Source organism: Streptomyces zagrosensis, from assembly GCF_014203645.1.
GTDB classification, from domain to species: domain Bacteria; phylum Actinomycetota; class Actinomycetes; order Streptomycetales; family Streptomycetaceae; genus Streptomyces; species Streptomyces zagrosensis.
Window position 1 is genome coordinate 360,891 of sequence record NZ_JACHJL010000004.1, and the last position, 17,577, is coordinate 378,467.

Here is a 17,577-nt window from a genome sequence, read left to right on the forward strand (position 1 = left end):
GCTGACGGTGCGGGGTCAGCGGTAACTGGCCCTGGTACGGATGCGGGAGACGGCAAGCAGTACGAGGAGCGTTGTGCCCATCAGCACCACGGCGACGGCCGAGCCGGTGAACAGGGAGCCCCGGTCGGTGGCGGTGAAGATGCGTACCGGTAGCGGCATCCAGTCCGGCGGGTAGAGCATCATCGTGGCGCTCAACTCGCCCATGGACAGGGCGAAGCACAGCCCGGCTGCGGCGTTGAGGGAGGGCAGCAACAGCGGCAGCTTGACCCGCCACAGCACCAGCCAGGGGCGGGCGCCGAGGCTGGCGGCGGCCTGTTCGTACGCCGGGTCGAGGCGGGTGACCGCGGCCGATACGGACTGGTAGGCGAAGGCCGTCACCAGCACCCCATGCGCCAAGATCACGATCCAGCGCGTGCCGTTGAGGAGCATGGGCGGCTTGCTGAAGGCAACGAGTACGGCAAGCCCCACGACCACCGACGGCACGGCCACCGGCAGCATGAACAAGGCGTCCACCACGCGCTTGCCGCGCCGGCGCAGCGCAGCGGCGGCAAGCGCCGCCCAGGTGCCCACGGCGAGGGCGAGCACGCTGGCGGTAAGCGCGGTGATCAAGCTGGTGGTCAGCGCCTCAAGCGACTCGCCGCGTACCGCAGCGCCATAGTGTTCGGTGGTGGGCCCGGAGGGGAAGGCGCCGCTCCAGTGGGTGGAGAAGGACGCGGCCACGATCACCAGGAGCGGCAGCGCGAACAGCGGCAAGAAGAGTGCGAAGAAGACGATCCACGTCGCCCAGCGCCCCGTTCGGCTATGCACCAACACGGCTGGCCCCCTTGGACAGCGTGGACGTTGCACCGCGCCCGGTGCGGGCGACGACGACCCGGTAGAGCCCGAACAGGCTCACCGAGATGGCGATGTTGACGACGGCGACGACGCAGGCGGCCGGATAGTCCGACTCCAAAATCGCCTCGCTGTAGACGAGCATCGGCAGTGTGGTGACGCCCTTGGCGCCGGTGAACAAGACGATGCCGAACTCGTTCAGGCACATCACCAGGACCAGGCTGCCGCCCGCGGCGAGTGCGGGCAGCGCCTCGGGCAAGATCACCTGCCGGATGATCCGCGCAGGCCGCGCACCCAGCGAGGAAGCCGCCTCAAGCTGGGCGGTGTCAAGGCCGGAGAACGCCGCGAGCAGCGGGCGCATCACGAACGGCGTGAAGTAAGTGATCTCGGCGAGCAGTACGCCCCAGGGCGTGGTCAGGAAGTCGAAGGGCCCGCTCGCCGCGCCCGTCGCATCCGTCCACACCCCGTTGGCCATGCCGACCGTGCCGTAGATGAACAGCAGCGCCAGCGTGATCAAGAAGGACGGGAAGGAGAGGAAGACGTCAATGAACTTGGCGACCGCCTTGCCGCCGGGAAACGGCACGAACGCGATGATCAACGCGAGGACGAAGCCGAGAATGAGACAGCCCACGGTGGCGCCGACAGCGATCCATACCGTCGTCCACAGCGCCTCGCGGAACGCCTCGGACGCGAACACCTCCCGGTAGGGGGCCAACGATGTGCCGCCCTCGTCCGGGTGGAAGGACTGCTCGACCACCAGATACAGCGGATACAAAAAGACCAGGCCGAGCACGGCGATCGGTGGCAGCGTCCACAGCAGGCGGGTCAGCGAACCCGACCGACCGGCCCGCCGCTTCGGCGCGGTGGGCACCTGCGGCGCGGGCCTGGGTGATATGGACCCGGGTGCTGCGGGCCCGGGTGCTGCGGCAGGCCTTTGAGCCACGGACTCCTGTGGTGCGGCGGGCTCCCCTGTGGTCCGCCGCTTCCCGCTCGGCCGCGCGGTCTCATCGGCTCCGGCCGGCCGGGAGTCGGCGCTCGCACTAGCCATCGATGTCACCGCCCGCGCCCTTGGCTACGGAGATCGCCCCAACAACCGCGGTAACAGAGGGAGTTGAGGCGGCGGCCTCTGCGTCGGTCTCACCGGCGACCGGGCCAGTGGCCGCCTGGCCGGTACCGGCCGGAAGAAGCACCGCATCGTGCGCGGCGAAGTGCAGTGCCACCGCGGCGCCCAGGGCGGGCGTCTCACGCAACTCCCGCACATCGGCCTTGACGCGATGGCCGGCGACGTCCACGAAAAGCCGGTGCGTGGAGCCACGCCACTGCACCTCGGCGATCGTGCCGCGCAGCGTGTTCTCACCCTCCCCGAGGCCCACCAGATGCGGGCGTACGCACAAGATCGCGTCAGCGCCCGGCATGACGTCCACGGTGGCCACGGCCAACTCCGTACCGGCGAAGCGCACGCCACCGGTGCCGACCGAGACCGGCAGCAGGTTGGCGTTGCCGACAAAGGAGGCGGTGAACTCCGTACGCGGACGCCGGTACAGGTCCTGCGGGGTGCCGCAGTCCTGGAGCCGGGCCTTGTCCAGCACCGCGATCCGGTCGGCCAAGGTCAGCGCCTCGACCTGGTCATGGGTGACGTACAGGATCGACACATCGGGCAACTCCCGGTGCAGACGGGCGAGTTCGGCGAGCATTCCGGAGCGCAACTGGGCGTCGAGCGCGGACAACGGCTCGTCCAAAAGCAGCACGCCTGGGCGAATGGCCAGCGCGCGGGCGATGGCCACGCGCTGCTGCTGGCCGCCGGACAGCTCGCGCGGATAGCGCCGGGCGTACGCGGCCATGCCGGTCATCTCCAACGCCTCGGCGACCCGCCCGGCGATCTCACCGCGCGGCACCCGCTGCGCCTTCAACCCGAAGGCCACGTTCTGCTCGACGCGCATATGCGGGAAGAGCGCGTACTGCTGGACCACCATGCCGATGCCCCGCCGATGCGGCGGCAGCGCCGTCACGTCACGGTCGCCGATGAGCACCCGCCCCGAAACCGGCTGGACGAACCCGGCGACGGCCCGCAGCGCGGTGGTCTTTCCGGACCCGGAGGGGCCGAGCAGGGCCATCACCTCGCCCGGCTCGACGGTCAGATCGAACGAGTCCAGGGCCGTATACGTGCCGTTCGCGCCGCGCGCACCGAGTCCGCCGCGCTTGCCGTACGCGACCGAGACCCGCTCGAAGCGAATGCCGCTGCTGGGCGCGGATTGCCGGCTCACGGCGCCGTCCCTCGGGCCGCGGCACCGCTCTCGTACGTGCTGAGCAGCGCGGGCAACGCGGCGACGGAGCCCAGCACGTGGGTGGCGCCCGCCGCGCGGAGTTGCTGCTCGTCGTGCGCCCCGGTGAGCACCCCGGCGACCAGGCGCGCGCCGGCGCGGCGGCCGGAGAGCATGTCATAGGCGGTGTCACCGGCGACCGCGAGCTGCTGCACGCTGTCAGCCGCGTGGGTACGCAACAGCGCGCTGAGCACCATGTCCGGGTACGGGCGGCCCCGGCCACCCGCGTCGGCCGGGCACAGCGTGAGCGCGACCAGGTCCCGCCATCCGAGCGCGGCGAGGATCGCATCCTGCGTGGCGCGGGCGAACCCGGTGCTCAACACGACGGTACGGCCCTGCCCGGTCAGCTCCTCGATGGCCTCCCTGGCACCGGGCACCGGCGCGCACTGCCCGGCGTCCACGAGCTCCCCGTACGCCCCCTCAAACGCCTCGTTGGCGCGCTGCGCGCGGTCCTCGTCACCGAACAGGTGCCGAAAGACGGAGATCTTGGACTCGCCCATGGTGGCCCGTACGTAGGCGAGGTGTGCCGCGTGTTCGGGGCTGCCGGGCTCAACGCCGAGCCGCCTGGCCGCAGCGGAGAACGCCTGCTCGACCAGGCCGTCGTCACAGACGGTGGTGCCCGCCATATCGAGGACGACCAGCCGCACGGCGCGCTCGGCGCCGGTGGTGCTGGGGTCGGGGGTGCTGGGGTCGGGGGTGCTGGGGTCGGGGGTGCTGGGGTCGGGGGTGCTGGGGTCGGGGGTGCTGGGGTCGGGGGTGCTGGGGTTGGTGCTGCTGGGGTCGGGGGTGCGGTCGATGTCGGTGCGGTCGGGGTGCTGCTGCGTCACGTCGCTCACCAGCCCAGTTCGTTTGCGGTGGTTTCAGCGATGGCAGGAGAGCAGGTCATGCCGCGCCCACCGGGCCCGGTGACCAGCCAAACGCCGTCGGCGACCCGCTCTCGGTGCACCACACGACCAGTGGCCGTGCACTGCGCGTACACGCCCGCCCAGCGGTGACGGATGGCGGGCAGGGGGCGGCCGAGGATGCTCTCGGCTACCTGGCTCAGATGCTCGTAGGGGTCCTCGACGACGTCGAAGCCGAACGGCTCGTCGTACTCGTGGGTGTCGCCGATGGTCAGCCCGCCATCCGCGCGCTGCACCATCAACAGCTGCATCTTGTGCTCGGCTGCGATCGGTTGCTGCTGCTGCGCCGCGGCGAGTGCGGTGAGCGCATCTCCCGCGTACGCCGGGTAGTAGCGGAAGCTGTCCGCGTCGGCGACCGAGGTGGTCAACTTCTCGCCGAGCGGGGCGGTTTGCATCATTTGGAGCCGGACCCGGCGCACCGGAAGCTCCGGGGCCAGCTCGCGCACCAGGCCGCCGAGCCAGGCGCCGGTGCACAGCACCACGGCGTCCCCGGTGTGCGTGGTGCCGTGGTCGTCGCGGACCGCGCCGGGGCCGACGACGTCGCGGACCTCACGGCCGCCGACGAAGGTGTAGCGGCCCGAGGCCAGCAGCGCGTCCTTCAGCGCACGCTGGGCGACGCGCGGCTCCACGGCGCCATCGCGCTCGCACCACAGGGCGCCGGCGATCTCGCCGCGCAGCGCCGGGTTGAGGGCACGCGCCTCCTGGGCACCGAGGAGCTTGTAGCCGCGTTCCGCGGCGTCCGGCAGCTCGCTCGCGGCCCGGGCGACCGCTAGTTCGACCTCATTGGTGACGACGGTGAGGGAGCCGTTGGGCCGAAACCCAAGACCGGGCACCCGAGCGGCGATGCCCTCCCACAGTTCCCGGGCGCGCAGCGCGGTCTCCAACTCCGCGCCGCTGGCCCGGCCACCAACCCAAACCAGACCAAAGTTACGAACCGAGGCGCCGCGGGCCTCGGCCTCGCGCTCGATATGTACGACCTCGTGGCCGCGTTCCACTGCCTGCCAGGCGTGCATGGTACCCACCACGCCGGCTCCGACGACTATCACTCGCATGACCCTGACGGTCGCCGCGCGGCATGACTCGCAACAATCCAGACGGCGACGTCGAGGTGAACACGGGCGCAAACCTGGCCTAGACCCGTTATCTTTCTGTGATCAATATGGTGAGGTTTTGCGGTGCCTATGGGCTGCGTTAGGCGATTTTCCGGGGATGGCGCGGGAGCGAACAGCCGGCGCGCGGCGCCTGGGGCCGGGGCCCGGGGCCCGGGGGCTGGGAACCGGGGACCGGGGACTGGGGGCTGAGGCCGGGGGGCTGAGATCAGCCGGCTGACGGGCCCAGACGGGTGGTGAAGCTGAACCGGTCGCCCCGATACAGCGACCGCACCCGCTCCAGCGGGCGCCCCGTCGTATCCCGGGACACACGGTGGATCAGCAACATCGGCAGCGCGGGCGGCGTCCCGATCAGCAGCGCCTCGCGCGGCGTGGCCAGCACCGTCTCCAACCGCTCGTCCGCATCGCCGAACCCGATACCGAGCCGGTCATGCAGATACCCATAAAAGGACGAGTCGGGCTCGAAGTCGGTGTCCAGCTCCGGAACGCGCGCGACCTCCACGTATGTACTCTCCAACCCCACCCGCTCATCGTCGGCAAGCAGCACCCGCTCCAAGTGCCACACGGGGTCGCCTCGTTCGAGCCCAAGATCGATGGCGAGCTTCGCCGAGCAGGGGAAGCGGTCGAGGCCGATGAGCGTACGACCAGGCCTGCGGCCCTGTCGTCGCACGCCCTCGGTGTAGCTCGCCAGCGAGAGCGGCTGCTCCAGCTTGGGCCCGGCAACTACCGTGCCGCGTCCCATTCGTCGCAGCCGGCCCTCAAGCAACAGTTCGCGCAGCGCCTGCCGCAGCGTCTCCCGCGAGACCCCGAACCGGACCGCGAGATCCCGTTCCGTGGGGAGCAGCTCGCCCTCCCCCAACTCAGCTATCAGCGCCGACACTTGGGTCTTCACGGCGTAATACTTGGGGATGCGCCCGTGCTCGGGAACGCCCGCTCTGATGGGTGCGCCAGGTGCCTGGTCGTTCGGGTAATCCACGCGGTGATCATCGCACTACCCAGCGATACGAGGAGAACCGCCAACCGCACCGGCCCCGCGCGGAATCTGCCGGAGGTCGAGCGGAACCGGATCACGGGGGCGGGACGGGGCGCTGGGCGAACGCCTACATCGGGGCCTTCGCTACCGACCCCTCCCCCGGCCACAGCACCATCCCACCCGGCGCTACGAGGGCCGGTCGGCACGACCGATCGGGCCCAAGGCCCCCTCGCAATCCCGCCCGATCAGCCCATTTCCTGCTCGCAACGGCAACGGCAACGGCAACGGCAACGGCAACGGGCGACGGCCAACGGACAGCGGCCAACGGGCAGCGCGAGGCGCTCAACTGTCTACGCGACGGCTTCCTGACCTTCGATGAGGGGAGTCAGACCGTCGAGGAGTGCCTTGAGTCCGAATTCGAAGAGAACGTCGAGACGTAGGTCATAGCCGTCGTCGAAGGCTCCAATCACCTTGGCGAAGGTCGGAAAACGGCCGGATTCTGCCAGCTTCTGTAGGGCGGGGGCGCGACTGTCCATCCACTGATCCTCCGACTGGCCGGTGGCCGCTTCGGCGTGCGCCTCCCACTCCAGGTGCACTGCCAAGCCCTGGACGTGGCTGTAGATCAGTACGTGGATGTCGAACAGCCTGGTGGGGTCGAGGCCGTGGCCGTCGAGGGCATCCAGCATCCATTCGCCGTGGACCAGCAAATTGGGCACGAGCAGCGGGCGGTTGAGGGAGTTGAGTTGAGCCAACCACGGGTGCTTGCGGTAGAGGGTCCACAGGGTCCGAGCCCCCAGCTCGACGCGGGGGCGCCACCCGTCGGGTGCATCGGCGGGGTACGTCTCCTCGCCGAATGCGGCGTCGGCCACGAGCAGAACGAGGTCGTCCTTGCTGGGTGCGTACCGGTAGATCGACATGGCGGCGACCCCGAGCCGCGCCGCGACGCCGCGCATGGAGAGCGCCGACATGCCTTCGGCATCGACGATCTCGATGGCGGTGCGGACGATCCGGTCGAGGGTCAGCTCCGGCTCGGAGGCTTGGGCGGGTGTCGAGTGCCTGCGTCGTGGCGTGCCGGGAGTGGTTCCGGCGACGACCGTGCCGGTCCTGGGCCGGGTTTCGACGAGCCCCTCCAGGCGCAAGGTGGTCAGGGCCTTGGTGGCGGTGGCGAGTGCGACACCCCATTCCCTGGCCATCTGACGGGTCGAGGGAACCCGATCGCCGGGGGCTAGTTCGCCGTCGATGATGCGCCGGCGAACCGCGGCGACGATGCGCAGATAGGGCGGCTGATCGGATGCGTCTGTGGGCTTCGTCACGTCCTGCGTCCTTTCTCGCCTGTACTAGTGCAGAGGTCAGCAGCGGCAACGCTGAATGGATGGCACCTGTCCTAGTACAGCGCTTGCAAATGTCCAGTTGAGAGAGCTGCGCTTACGGCGTACGTTCACAATGCGTACAGCGTACTAAAGGAGCTTCTCATGCAGACTGTCCTCATCTCAGGTGGCGGAACCGCTGGGCCCGTTCTCGCCTACTGGCTGCGCCGCCACGGCTTTGCGCCCACCGTCGTCGAACACGCCCCGGGCCTGCGCCCTGGTGGCCAGGCCGTGGACATCCGCGGTGTCGCGCTCGATGTCGTCGAACGGATGGGCCTGCTGGAGCAGGCACGACGCGTCCGTACTCGGATGCGTGGCATGTCGGTCCTCGCCCCGGACGGCCAAGAGATCGACCGCTCCACCGAGGCAACCTTCAGCAGCGGCCGGCTGGACAACGGCGACATCGAGCTACTGCGCGAGGACCTGGTGCAGATGGTCTACGAACACACACGCGCCGACGTCGAGTACCTCTTCGGCAACAGCATCACCGCACTCCACGAGGACGAGACCGGCGTCCGCGTCGATTTCACACACGAGGCGTCCCGCACCTTCGACCTCGTCATCGGGGCCGATGGCCTGCACTCGACCGTACGGCGGCTGGCCTTTGGCCCCGAGGAGCACTTCGCTCACCATTTGGGCAGCTACCTATCGGTGTTCAGCGCGGACAACTTTCTTGCACTGGACAACTGGCAGATGTGGCTGCGGGACGGTGATGCGGGCTTCGGCATCATGCCGGTACGCGACAACGCCGAGCTCAGGATCGCCTTCGGCTTCATGTCCGCCCCCCTTGCCGACGACCTCCGCAAGGGCGATGTCCTGCGCCAACTCGTCCACGACAAACTCGCATCCCTACAGTGGGAGGGCGCCCGCCTGGCCAAGGCGGTCGAGACTGCGCCCGACTTCTACTGTGACGCCATGGCCCAAATCCGCATGGAGCACTGGTCGCAGGGCAGGGTGGCCCTACTCGGTGACGCCGGTTACTGCCCTTCCCCACTCTCAGGGCAGGGCACCAGCCTGGCCCTCGTGGGCGCCTATGTGCTGGCTAGCTGCCTCGCCCAAGCACACGGCGATCACCGCGCCGCCTATTCCCGTTACGAGCAGCAGCTGCGCCCCTTCGTCACCCTCAATCAGGCCCTGGCCACCGAGAACCCCGGCGGCCCCGCCTCCGAGGCTTCCGTCGCACACGCCAAGAACGCCATCGCACTCAACGGCTGATCTCCTGCCGCGAACGGCTCGCCACCTCAGCACGCCCCGGGCACCGCCGGTCCCGCCGATTGGCTCCTCACCCGGCCGACCGCCCGGCTGACCGCCCTACCTACCTACCTACCTACCTACCGACCAAAAAATGGGGCCAGGACGAGATGGGCCGCCCCTTTCGCAACGAGCCGTTCGCCCCCGGCGGCGACGGCAACCGGAACCGCCCCGCCGCCTCCACCCCGGGCCGCATCGGCGGCGAGCGCGGCAGCCACCCCGCGCGCGTAGGTCTCGGGTTCGTCCAGCACGACGCGCCCACCGAGCAGCACACGGTCGATGTCGAGCAGCCGTACGAGGTTGGCGGCGCCCACCCCAAGCAGCCGGGCCGCCCGTACGTCGTCGCCCTCCGCCACGGCCGCCAAGCACAGCGCCTCCAAGCAGCCCCGGTCCCCACAGGCACAGTGCGGCCCGTCGAGCAGCACCACCTGATGCCCGAACTCGCCCGCTCCGGTCCGTGCGCCCCGGTGTACGGCACCACCGATGACGAGCCCGGCCCCGAGCCCCGTACCGAGGTGCAGATACGCGAACGACTCGGCGCCCGCACCCATCGATGAGCCTCCCAAGGCCGACCCGATGGTCGCGGCGGTTGGTGGGCGGCTGGACGAAAGCGCGGACGGGGACGGGGACTCGGGCGCGGACTCGGACTTACCCGCGGGCGCGGGCGTGGGCGAGGGCGCGGGCGTGGGCGCGGGCGTCGGCTCGCTTCCCGGTGCGGGCCCCGGGGTTGCGGCCCGCATGGCCAGGCACAGGGCGGCGGCGTTGGTGTCCTTGTCGAGCACTACGGGAAGCCCGAGTCGTCGCGCCAGTTCGGCACGCAGCGGAAAGCCGTCCCACTGGGGGAAGCCCGTGACCCGGTGCAGCGTTCCGGAGCCGTAGTCGAGCGGGCCAGGACAGGCGACGCCCACCCCCAGAAGCACGGATCGCGCCGGCTGCCCGGCCCCCGGTGCACAAGCGGCCCCCGCGCCCGCAGACGCAGGCGCCTGCGCGGCTCGCCGCAAGGTCGTCACCGCATCGACGGCGGGGCCCAGGAGATTGTTCGCGCTGCCGCCGAAGTCGCAGGCGCTGGTGCATTGGGCGAGCACGTCTCCGGCCAGGTTGGTGAGCACCGCCATCAGCCCATCGCGGTCGAGCCGCAACCCGATCGCGTACCCCGCCTCCGGAACCAGCCGCAGCACCGTACGCGGCTTGCCGCCCGTCGAAGGCCGCTGCCCTGCCTCGGCCACCAGACCGTCCGCCCGTAGCCGCGTGGTGATCTTGCTGACGGCTTGCGGAGTGAGACCGGCTTTCTCGGCGATCTCCAAGCGGCTCGCTCCGGCCGGGCCCGCGGCGCGTAGCAGGCCGAGCACCAGGGCGGCATTGTGCTCGCGCAGCACGGCCAGGTTGGCCCCCTGCCCGCCACCTGACCCGACTGCGCCACTCCCGCTCACCCCACCGCCCCGCCCTGCCCCGTCGCTCGGCCCTACCCAACCCCTCAGCTCCGCCCCGCCGCCCCGATCGCCGCAGCACACCCCGTCATCGCGCCGGTCGGTGCGATCGCTGCGGGCGCTGCGAGCACCGCAACCCGTGCCGTCGCTGTCGTCGTCCTCGCCCCTCACACCGGCCATTGTGCGCGCCGCTTGCACTTCAGCAACAGCATTGCCAAAGTCCTTGCCATGGATCGCATCACTGGCACACCCCGCAAGCGCCCGCCCCTGACACGGAGCGGCCCGCTGCGTGTCGGCTTGATCGGTTACGGACTCGCGGGCTCGGTCTTCCATGCTCCGCTGGTCGCGAGCACCGCTGGCCTCGACCTGCACACCGTCGTCACCGCGCGCCCGGAGCGGCAACGGGAGGCCCGCGACGCCTACCCCGAGCTACGGACCGTCGCCTCCACGGACGAGCTCATCGCCCAGGCCGATGACCTGGATCTGGTCGTCATCGCCTCGCCCAACCGCACCCACGTACCGCTCGCCCGCGCCGCCCTTGAGGCCGGTCTGTCGGTCGTCGTGGACAAGCCGCTCGCCGCGACGGCAGCCGAGGCGCAGGAGCTGACCGCACTCGCCGAGGAGCGCGAACTGCTGCTGAGCGCCTTCCAGAACCGCCGCTGGGACAACGATTTCCTCACCCTGACCCGGCTCGTCGGCGAGGGCGTACTCGGTGACGTACAGCGCTTCGAATCCCGCTACGAACGGTGGCGGCCCCGCCCCAAGGGCGGTTGGCGGGAGTCCGGAGACCCGGCGGAGATCGGCGGGCTGCTGTACGACCTGGGCAGCCACCTCGTGGACCAGGCCCTGACCCTGTTCGGGCCGGTCACCTCCGTGTACGCGGAGTCCGACGTACGACGGCCAGGCGCCGAGGCGGACGACGACACCTTTTTGGCGCTCACCCATGCGACGGGTGTGCGGTCCCATCTGTGGGCGAGCGCCACTACCGCTCAACTCGGGCCTCGCTTCCGCGTGTTGGGCAGCACTGCGGGCTATGTGAAGTACGGCCTCGATCCGCAGGAGGCTGCGCTACGCGAGGGCCGCCGCCCCGGCCAGGGCAGCACCGAGTGGGGCGTGGAGGCCGAGTCCGCGTGGGGACGTATCGGCTCGGGTGAGTCACCCCTGTCTGGTGGCGGCGAGGCGGTGCCGACAGAGCCAGGCAACTACCCCGCGTTCTACGCCGCCATCGAGCGCGCGCTGCGCTCCGGCGGCCCCCCGCCGGTCACCGGCGCACAGGCTGCCGCGACCCTCGCCGTGCTAGAGGCAGCCCGCCGCTCCGCGGCCGAATCCCGCACGGTCACGCCCCACCTGCACTGACCGGCGGGGCCACCCGACCAACCGAACGCACTGCGCACACGCCCCGCACCGCGCACGCCCGGCGACGCGACGCGACGCGACGGGCCATGAGCGACGGGCAGTGCACGACGCGCAGTGAGCGATGGGCGATGGGCAGCGGGCACCCTACGGAAGGATGGAGTCCACATATCCCCCGTCCACCCGCAGCGCGCCGCCCGTGGTCGCGGACGACTGCTCAGAGCTGAGGTAGACGACCATGTTGGCGATCTCCTCCGGCTCGATCAGCCGCTGGAGGAGGGACTGAGGCCGGTGCTCCCGCATGAAGACGCGCTGCGCTTCGTCCCAGGGGAGGTCCCGGTCCACCAGTTCGTAGACGAAGTCCCTGACACCGCCGGTGTGCGTGGGCCCGGCGATGACGGAGTTCACCGTCACGCCGGTGCCCGCGGCTTCCTTGGCGAACCCGCGGCTCACCGACAGCAGTGCGGTCTTGGACATCCCGTAATGGATCATCTCGGCCGGGACGGCGACCGCCGAATCACTGGCGATGTACTGGATACGGCCCCAGTTGCGCTCCACCATGCCGGGGAGGTAGGCCCGAGTGAGCCGAACCGCCGCCAACACGTTGACCTCGAAATACTGCCGCCACTCGGCGTCAGTGATCTCCAGGGCAGGCTTGCTGCCGAAGATCCCCAAGTTGTTGGTGAGGATGTCCACGCCCGGCAGCGCCTCCACGGCGCGCGCCGCGCCCTCCTCGGTGCTGACGTCCGCCGCGATGGCCACGAACTCCGCGCCCGGCGCGTCCGCTCGTAGGCCGTCCACGGCCGCGGCGACGCGCTCGACGCTACGGCCGTTCACCCCCACCCGGGCCCCGGATCGCGCGAGACCCAGCGCGATGGCTCGCCCGATTCCCTGGCTCGACCCGGTCACCAACGCGGTCCGCCCTGCGAGATCCACCTGCATCAGCCACTCCTAGCCGTTCGCTGGTCCTGATCTTTCCAGCACGCCACGCGGCCGGATTGTTCCTGCGCAACGCGGTGTTCGCGGGCCGCTGCAAGGGCCGTCAAGGGCCGTACCGCAAGCCTTTCCCCAACCGACCTGCCACCGCCGGCGAGATCGCCGGAACGGAGTACGCACGGCGCGCCGGCGCCTGGGCTACGTCGCCCCCGCAAGACGTGCTCGGGTACGCGCGGGTGCCGACGGGGGCAGTTCGGCGAGGATGCCGGCGAGGGTGACCTCGGTGAGGCTGCGGCGCCACGCCTCGTGTGCGTCGGCCATCTTCACGGCGAGGATGCAGGTGCGCTGACACTCCTCGGGGGACAGCGCTCCCCGCCCTTGCTGGCGGATCTCACGACACTCGTACGGCGCGGAGGCGCCATCGACGGCCTCGACGATGTGCAGGAGCGTGATGTCGGATGCGGGTCGCGCGAGCCGAAACCCTCCTCGCGGCCCCGTGGTGGCGGTCAGCACCCCAGCCCTGACGAGCGCCTTGAGCTGCTTGGCGAGATAGGGCGCCGGGAGGTCGTAATACTGCGCGAGCTGCGCCACCGACGCGCTGGCTCCCGGATCGAGCTGCGCCAACGTCGTGGCGCAGTGCAGAACCCATTCGGTGCTTACAGGCAGCTTCACGTGTCCCAGTCTATCGCAGACATTGTGGACCCGTTTAGTCCATGATAACTTCCCAACAGAAGCGAGAGAGGAAGATCATCATGCGAATCGCAGTTGCCGGCGCGACCGGAAATGTCGGAGCACTCACCGTCGCCGCCCTCGAACGGGACGGACACGACGTCGTACGCATCAGCCGCTCACTCGGCGTGGACCTCTCCACAGGTGAAGGGCTCGACGAGGCCCTCACCGGTGTCGAGGCCGTCGTGGACGCCACCAACGGAGCGGCGACCGACCGGGCCGAGGCGGTGGCGTATTTCGGCGCCAGCACCCGAAACCTGCTCGCCGCCGAGGAACGAGCCGGCGTCCACCACCACCTACTGCTGTCGATCGCCGGGGCCAATCGCGTCGAGGGCAACGCGCACTACGCCGGCAAACGGGAACAAGAGCGCCTCGTAGCCGCGGGACCCGTGCCATGGACGATCGTGCCGGCTACGCAATTCCACGACTTCGCCGCGATGGTGGCGAGTTGGACGGAACAGGACGGCGTCGCCACCATCGCGCCACTCCTCGTGCAGCCGATCGCGCCCGCAGACGTGGCCGACGTCCTGGCCGAACTCGCCACGGGCCAGCCGCAGGGGCGTTACGCCGACGTCGCCGGGCCCGAACCACAGGACCTGGTGGACATGGCCCGCCGCACGCACGAGGCGCGCGGCCACACGGTGCAGCTCGTACCCACCTGGTCAGCGATCTTCGGCCTGACGATGGCCGGCGAGGCGCTACTGCCCGGCGAGGGCGCCCGCATAGCGCCGACCACCTTCGACGAATGGCTCGCAACGCAGCGGTAGAGCGAGCCGCCGAGGCGAAGCCGCCGCCGGACGGTGCGGGTGCGGACCGAAGGCAGCGGCTGAACCGACCCGCCTATGGAGGTCCCCCGCCCCCTTTCCCCTCCCTCGCCCCCTCCGTACCCGTGCCCGTCTCCATCGCGTCCGCCCCCGCAGCCGCACGTACGACATCCGCGCCCTCGGCCGTCCCGGCAGTCACATCGGCCTCACCAGCAGGCACCTCCACGTCCGCCAATACCTCCGCATCGGGGCGGTCGTCTTGGTCGCCTGGGCCGAGGAAGCTGACAGCCAGGGCGACCACCAGGTTGACCGCGAGTGCGATGAGGCCCGCATTCACGCCCCAGAGCGGATCACGGTCGGTGAAGACCAACGCGCATACCAGGGCAGCGCCCACGACGAGGCCGCTCAGCGCCCCGTACAACGTCATCCGTCGCCATACGAGACCGAGCAGGAGCATCGGCACGAGTTGGGCCATGCCCTCGTACGAGATGAGCGACAGCCGCACCAGCGTGTTGGGTGCGGTGTACGTCAGGAGCAGAGCCAGCGCGCCGGCCAGCACGACCACGACCTGTGAACCCAGCTTTTGATGCGCGGCCAAGCGGGGCACGAGACCGAGCACGCTGCGGCCCCACATGGTGCCAATGACCAGCATGAATACGGCCATCGGCACGATCGACGACAGCGCAGCCGCCACGCCGATCACGCCGACCGCCCAGGCCGGCAGGGAGTCGATGACCAACCTGAACAGCGCCAGATTGGAGTCTGCGCCCACGAGCCCCGGCACCACGAACAGCGCCGCCATGCCCAACAACATGGGCACGAGCAGCAACACGTTGTAGAGCGGCAGTGCGATGGCATTGCGGCGCAGGGTGTCCGCGCTGCGCGCGCCGAGATATCCAGCAACGGTCGTCGGAAAGATCACCACCGTCAGCGAGTTCAGAAAGCTGGTCGATACGAACCAGCTCTGACCCATGCCGCCCGACGCATGCCCGGGAAACGTCAACCACTGTGATTTCTCATCGACGAGCCGATCCAGGAAATTCCCGTAGCCGCCGAAATAGTGCACCGGCACGTAGAACGCAAGAAAGCCCAGCGTGCCAATGACGAGTACGTCCTTGAGTACGGAAACCCAGGCACTTCCGCGCAACCCGCTCACCACGACGAAACCGGTGGTTACCGCGAAGGCCAGGAAGTAGGCCCAGTTGATGCTGATCGCGCCGTACGAGATGGTCGAGACGACCACACCCATGCCGGTGATTTGCAGCTGGATATACGGCAGGAGACACACCGTCGCGCCGACCGCGACCACAGCGCCCAACCATGGCCGCCCATAGCGGTGCGCGACCATGTCCGCAATGCCGACCAGCCCGTGCTGGCGGGCGTATCCCCACAGCATTGGTCCGACGAGATAGCCGATGGCGTAACCACAGGACATATACGCGATGACGTACAACACGGGCGCGCCGTAGTTGTATCCCCAGCCTGCCGCGCCCAAATAGCTAAAGCTGGTGTATCCCTCACCGGCCATCAATACCCAGATGAAGACGGTTCCCAGGCTGCGCCCGCCAACCGACCATTCCGCGAGCCCACCGCCTCGCTTGCCGCGGTCCGCGCGCACCGACAGCAATCCGAGTCCCACGGTGAGCACCATGAACGCACCGAAGACGGACGTGGCAATGGCAGCGTTCCCGCTCATGCCCGCCCCCTCTTACGGTCACCGCGCCACGCGAGCCACACCGCCACCGGTGTCAGCAGCGTGGCGAGCAGCAGCCAGCACAGGAGGAAGGGCAGCCCGAAAATGGTCGGGTGGACCCGGTTGACCAGCGGCAGCGCACCCAGATACAGCACATAGGGCACAAGCAGCCACAGCAGAGAAGATCGTCGCAGCACGGCGCCCGACCCTAGCCCACCGCCCGCGCAGCACCCGCGACACGGGCCAGCCAACCACGGGACAGCCAGGCACGGCCCACCAGGCAAGGCCCCACCCGCCACGGCCCACGAAAACAGCCAGGCACCGCCCACCGGGCACGGCCCACCCACCACGGGCCGCCCGCCACGGCCCAGCCAGGCACGCCCCCGCTAGCCTCCCAAGCCGTGCGTCAGCGCGTAAATCAGCAGGCCCGCAAGGGCCCCCACCACAGTGCCGTTGATCCGGATGAACTGGAGGTCACGGCCGATGTGGGCCTCGATCTTTCGGGAGGTGTGCTCCGCGTCCCAACCGGCCACGGTCTCCGTGATCAAGGAGGTGATCTCGCGCCGGTACGTCGTCACCACGTACACCGCCGCGTCCTCAAGCCAGCCATCCACCTTCCGCTGTAGCCGGCCGTCGCTCGCCATCCGGGTGCCCAGCGCGAGGATCGCCGCGCGGGCCCGCAGGCGTAGTTCGCTGCGCTCGTCCTCCGCAGCCGCGACGATCATCGCGCGTACCGAACTCCACGCCGAGGCGATCAGATCCTGCACCTCGCCGCGCCCGAGCACCTCGCTCTTCAGCCGCTCGACACGGGCCCGGGTGTCCGTGTCGGACTGGAGGTCACTGGCGAAGTCGGCCAGGAACCGGTCCACCGCGCCGCGCGCCGGATGGTCCGGCATATCGCGCATCTCGGTCACAAAGCGCAGCACCTCGCGATACACGCGGTCACCGACCTTGCGGTCAACGAACTTCGGTGTCCAGCCCGGTGCGCCCCCGGTCACCGCGTCCATGACGGAGTCGCTGTGCAGTTCGAGCCAGTCGTGGGCTCGCACGCACACCAGGTCTACGACCCGCCGGTGTCCGCCGTCCGCGACGATCTTTTCCAGCATGGTGCCGAGGCCCGGCGCGATCTCCTGGGCGTCGGCGCGCCGCGTGATCGCCTCGCCGACCACGGCTTGCACATCGGAGTCCCGCAGTACGGTCAGCGCTCCCCGCACGGCCGTGGCCAACTCCGCGGTGACCCGGTCCACGTGCGCGGGTTCGGCCAGCCAGGCGCCGAGCCGGCCACCGATGCCCACCGCCCGCAACCGCTGCCGTACGACGTCGCCGGCGAGGAAGTTCTCCCCGACGAACTCGCCCAGGCTCTGGCCCAACTGGTCCTTCTTCGTCGGGATGATCGCCGTATGGGGAATCGGCAGCCCCAGCGGGCGCCGGAACAGCGCCGTCACCGCGAACCAGTCGGCGAGCGCGCCCACCATCCCGGCCTCGGCCGCCGCCGCCAGATAGCCGGCCCAGCTGCCAAGTCCAGCCGACTGGGCCCACTTGGCCAGCACATACACCAGCGCCACGGCCAGCAGCAGGCCCGTGGCCAGCGTCTTCATTCGTCGTACGGCACGCTGCTTCTCCCGGTCGGCCGCGCTGAAGGCGACCGGCCCGGCGAAGCCGCCGCTGCTGGGGGCGGCGCTCGTCGCGTCGCCGGTGTCCCCGTAGGTCCGTTCCATCCACTCCACCCGATCGAGCCGTTTCCCCCGGGCCATTGTCCCTTCCCGGCCCACTCCTGGAACGAACTGCTGGTTCCCGGCAGTTTCGACCTTCGTTTCCGGCAGGGACCTGCGGCAGTTCCAGGCTGGAACTGCCGGCCGGCTCTCGCCGTCTCCATGACCCTCGCCCGCGACCCCCCAAACCGGTGTGTCAGACAGCCGCT

Annotated in this window: 16 protein-coding genes; 3 read left to right on the forward strand and 13 right to left on the reverse strand. The window is 69.9% G+C overall.

All coding sequences use genetic code 11. The annotated features are described in order from the left end of the window. Positions 1-15: 15 nt before the first annotated feature. The 7 genes from FHS42_RS10560 to FHS42_RS10590 all read right to left on the reverse strand — a co-directional run bounded on the left by FHS42_RS10560 (position 16) and on the right by FHS42_RS10590 (position 7,449). Positions 16-813, reverse strand: a complete 798-nt coding sequence (locus tag FHS42_RS10560; protein ID WP_184571318.1) for an ABC transporter permease — start codon at positions 811-813, stop codon at positions 16-18. Continuing rightward, positions 800-1,774, reverse strand: coding sequence for a 2-aminoethylphosphonate ABC transporter permease subunit (locus tag FHS42_RS10565; protein WP_184571320.1), 975 nt, complete (start codon positions 1,772-1,774; stop codon positions 800-802). Before FHS42_RS10565 ends, FHS42_RS10560 begins: the two co-directional genes overlap by 14 nt. A 97-nt stretch (positions 1,775-1,871) precedes the next feature. Then, positions 1,872-3,095, reverse strand: coding sequence for an ABC transporter ATP-binding protein (locus FHS42_RS10570; protein WP_184571322.1), 1,224 nt, complete (start codon positions 3,093-3,095; stop codon positions 1,872-1,874). Continuing rightward, complete coding sequence (locus tag FHS42_RS10575) at positions 3,092-3,799, reverse strand: phosphonatase-like hydrolase (RefSeq protein WP_312866828.1); 708 nt, start codon at positions 3,797-3,799, stop codon at positions 3,092-3,094. Before FHS42_RS10575 ends, FHS42_RS10570 begins: the two co-directional genes overlap by 4 nt. A 185-nt stretch (positions 3,800-3,984) precedes the next feature. Continuing rightward, positions 3,985-5,106: a TIGR03364 family FAD-dependent oxidoreductase gene (locus FHS42_RS10580; RefSeq protein ID WP_184571324.1), complete on the reverse strand. Its 1,122-nt coding sequence runs from the start codon at positions 5,104-5,106 to the stop codon at positions 3,985-3,987. Positions 5,107-5,371: 265 nt separating this feature from the next. Beyond that, on the reverse strand, positions 5,372-6,139 hold the full coding sequence (locus tag FHS42_RS10585) for a GntR family transcriptional regulator (RefSeq protein WP_184571326.1): 768 nt from the start codon (positions 6,137-6,139) through the stop codon (positions 5,372-5,374). Positions 6,140-6,486: 347 nt separating this feature from the next. Beyond that, entirely contained in the window at positions 6,487-7,449 is a 963-nt protein-coding gene (locus tag FHS42_RS10590; protein ID WP_184571328.1) for a TetR/AcrR family transcriptional regulator C-terminal domain-containing protein, read from the reverse strand. 159 nt (positions 7,450-7,608) lie between these two features. Here FHS42_RS10590 and FHS42_RS10595 point away from each other — a divergent pair, with 159 nt between their 5' ends. Then, positions 7,609-8,718 (forward strand): FAD-dependent monooxygenase, encoded by a 1,110-nt coding sequence (locus FHS42_RS10595; protein WP_184571330.1) that lies wholly within the window; start codon positions 7,609-7,611, stop codon positions 8,716-8,718. A 116-nt stretch (positions 8,719-8,834) separates the two neighbouring features. Here the strand turns inward: FHS42_RS10595 and FHS42_RS10600 are convergent, their stop codons facing one another. Further along, positions 8,835-10,184, reverse strand: a complete 1,350-nt coding sequence (locus FHS42_RS10600) for an ROK family transcriptional regulator (RefSeq protein WP_312866829.1) — start codon at positions 10,182-10,184, stop codon at positions 8,835-8,837. Between the two features lie 225 nt (positions 10,185-10,409). Between FHS42_RS10600 and FHS42_RS10605 the strand changes: the two genes are divergently transcribed. Next, entirely contained in the window at positions 10,410-11,537 is a 1,128-nt protein-coding gene (locus FHS42_RS10605) for a Gfo/Idh/MocA family oxidoreductase (RefSeq protein WP_184571332.1), read from the forward strand. 144 nt (positions 11,538-11,681) lie between these two features. Here FHS42_RS10605 and FHS42_RS10610 read toward each other — a convergent pair whose 3' ends face one another. Both FHS42_RS10610 and FHS42_RS10615 read right to left on the reverse strand, forming a co-directional pair. Further along, positions 11,682-12,476 carry an SDR family NAD(P)-dependent oxidoreductase gene (locus tag FHS42_RS10610; RefSeq protein ID WP_184571334.1) on the reverse strand — a complete coding sequence of 265 codons (795 nt, stop codon included), beginning with the start codon at positions 12,474-12,476 and terminating at the stop codon, positions 11,682-11,684. A gap of 192 nt (positions 12,477-12,668) precedes the next feature. Beyond that, positions 12,669-13,142 (reverse strand): RrF2 family transcriptional regulator, encoded by a 474-nt coding sequence (locus FHS42_RS10615; protein ID WP_184571336.1) that lies wholly within the window; start codon positions 13,140-13,142, stop codon positions 12,669-12,671. An 80-nt stretch (positions 13,143-13,222) separates the two neighbouring features. Between FHS42_RS10615 and FHS42_RS10620 the strand changes: the two genes are divergently transcribed. Then, entirely contained in the window at positions 13,223-13,966 is a 744-nt protein-coding gene (locus FHS42_RS10620) for an SDR family oxidoreductase (RefSeq protein WP_184571338.1), read from the forward strand. Positions 13,967-14,039: 73 nt separating this feature from the next. On the opposite strand, the gene FHS42_RS10625 is transcribed toward FHS42_RS10620, so the two are convergent. The 3 genes from FHS42_RS10625 to FHS42_RS10635 all read right to left on the reverse strand — a co-directional run bounded on the left by FHS42_RS10625 (position 14,040) and on the right by FHS42_RS10635 (position 17,374). Beyond that, complete coding sequence (locus tag FHS42_RS10625; RefSeq protein ID WP_184571340.1) at positions 14,040-15,659, reverse strand: sodium:solute symporter family protein; 1,620 nt, start codon at positions 15,657-15,659, stop codon at positions 14,040-14,042. Then, a complete protein-coding gene (locus FHS42_RS10630; protein WP_184571342.1) occupies positions 15,656-15,853 on the reverse strand; it encodes a DUF3311 domain-containing protein in 198 nt (65 codons plus the stop codon). Before FHS42_RS10630 ends, FHS42_RS10625 begins: the two co-directional genes overlap by 4 nt. 189 nt (positions 15,854-16,042) lie before the next feature. Continuing rightward, positions 16,043-17,374: a DUF445 domain-containing protein gene (locus FHS42_RS10635; protein ID WP_246494458.1), complete on the reverse strand. Its 1,332-nt coding sequence runs from the start codon at positions 17,372-17,374 to the stop codon at positions 16,043-16,045. Positions 17,375-17,577 lie beyond the last annotated feature (203 nt).

Excerpts from the sequence above, each read along its gene's own strand:
- FHS42_RS10605 (WP_184571332.1), top strand. The coding sequence starts at position 10,410 with ATGGATCGCATCACTGGCACACCCCGCAAGCGCCCGCCCCTGACACGG.
- FHS42_RS10580 (WP_184571324.1), bottom strand. The coding sequence starts at position 5,106 with ATGCGAGTGATAGTCGTCGGAGCCGGCGTGGTGGGTACCATGCACGCC.
- FHS42_RS10610 (WP_184571334.1), bottom strand. The coding sequence starts at position 12,476 with ATGCAGGTGGATCTCGCAGGGCGGACCGCGTTGGTGACCGGGTCGAGC.
- FHS42_RS10620 (WP_184571338.1), top strand. The coding sequence starts at position 13,223 with ATGCGAATCGCAGTTGCCGGCGCGACCGGAAATGTCGGAGCACTCACC.
- FHS42_RS10595 (WP_184571330.1), top strand. The coding sequence starts at position 7,609 with ATGCAGACTGTCCTCATCTCAGGTGGCGGAACCGCTGGGCCCGTTCTC.
- FHS42_RS10625 (WP_184571340.1), bottom strand. The coding sequence starts at position 15,659 with ATGAGCGGGAACGCTGCCATTGCCACGTCCGTCTTCGGTGCGTTCATG.
- FHS42_RS10635 (WP_246494458.1), bottom strand. The coding sequence starts at position 17,374 with ATGGAACGGACCTACGGGGACACCGGCGACGCGACGAGCGCCGCCCCC.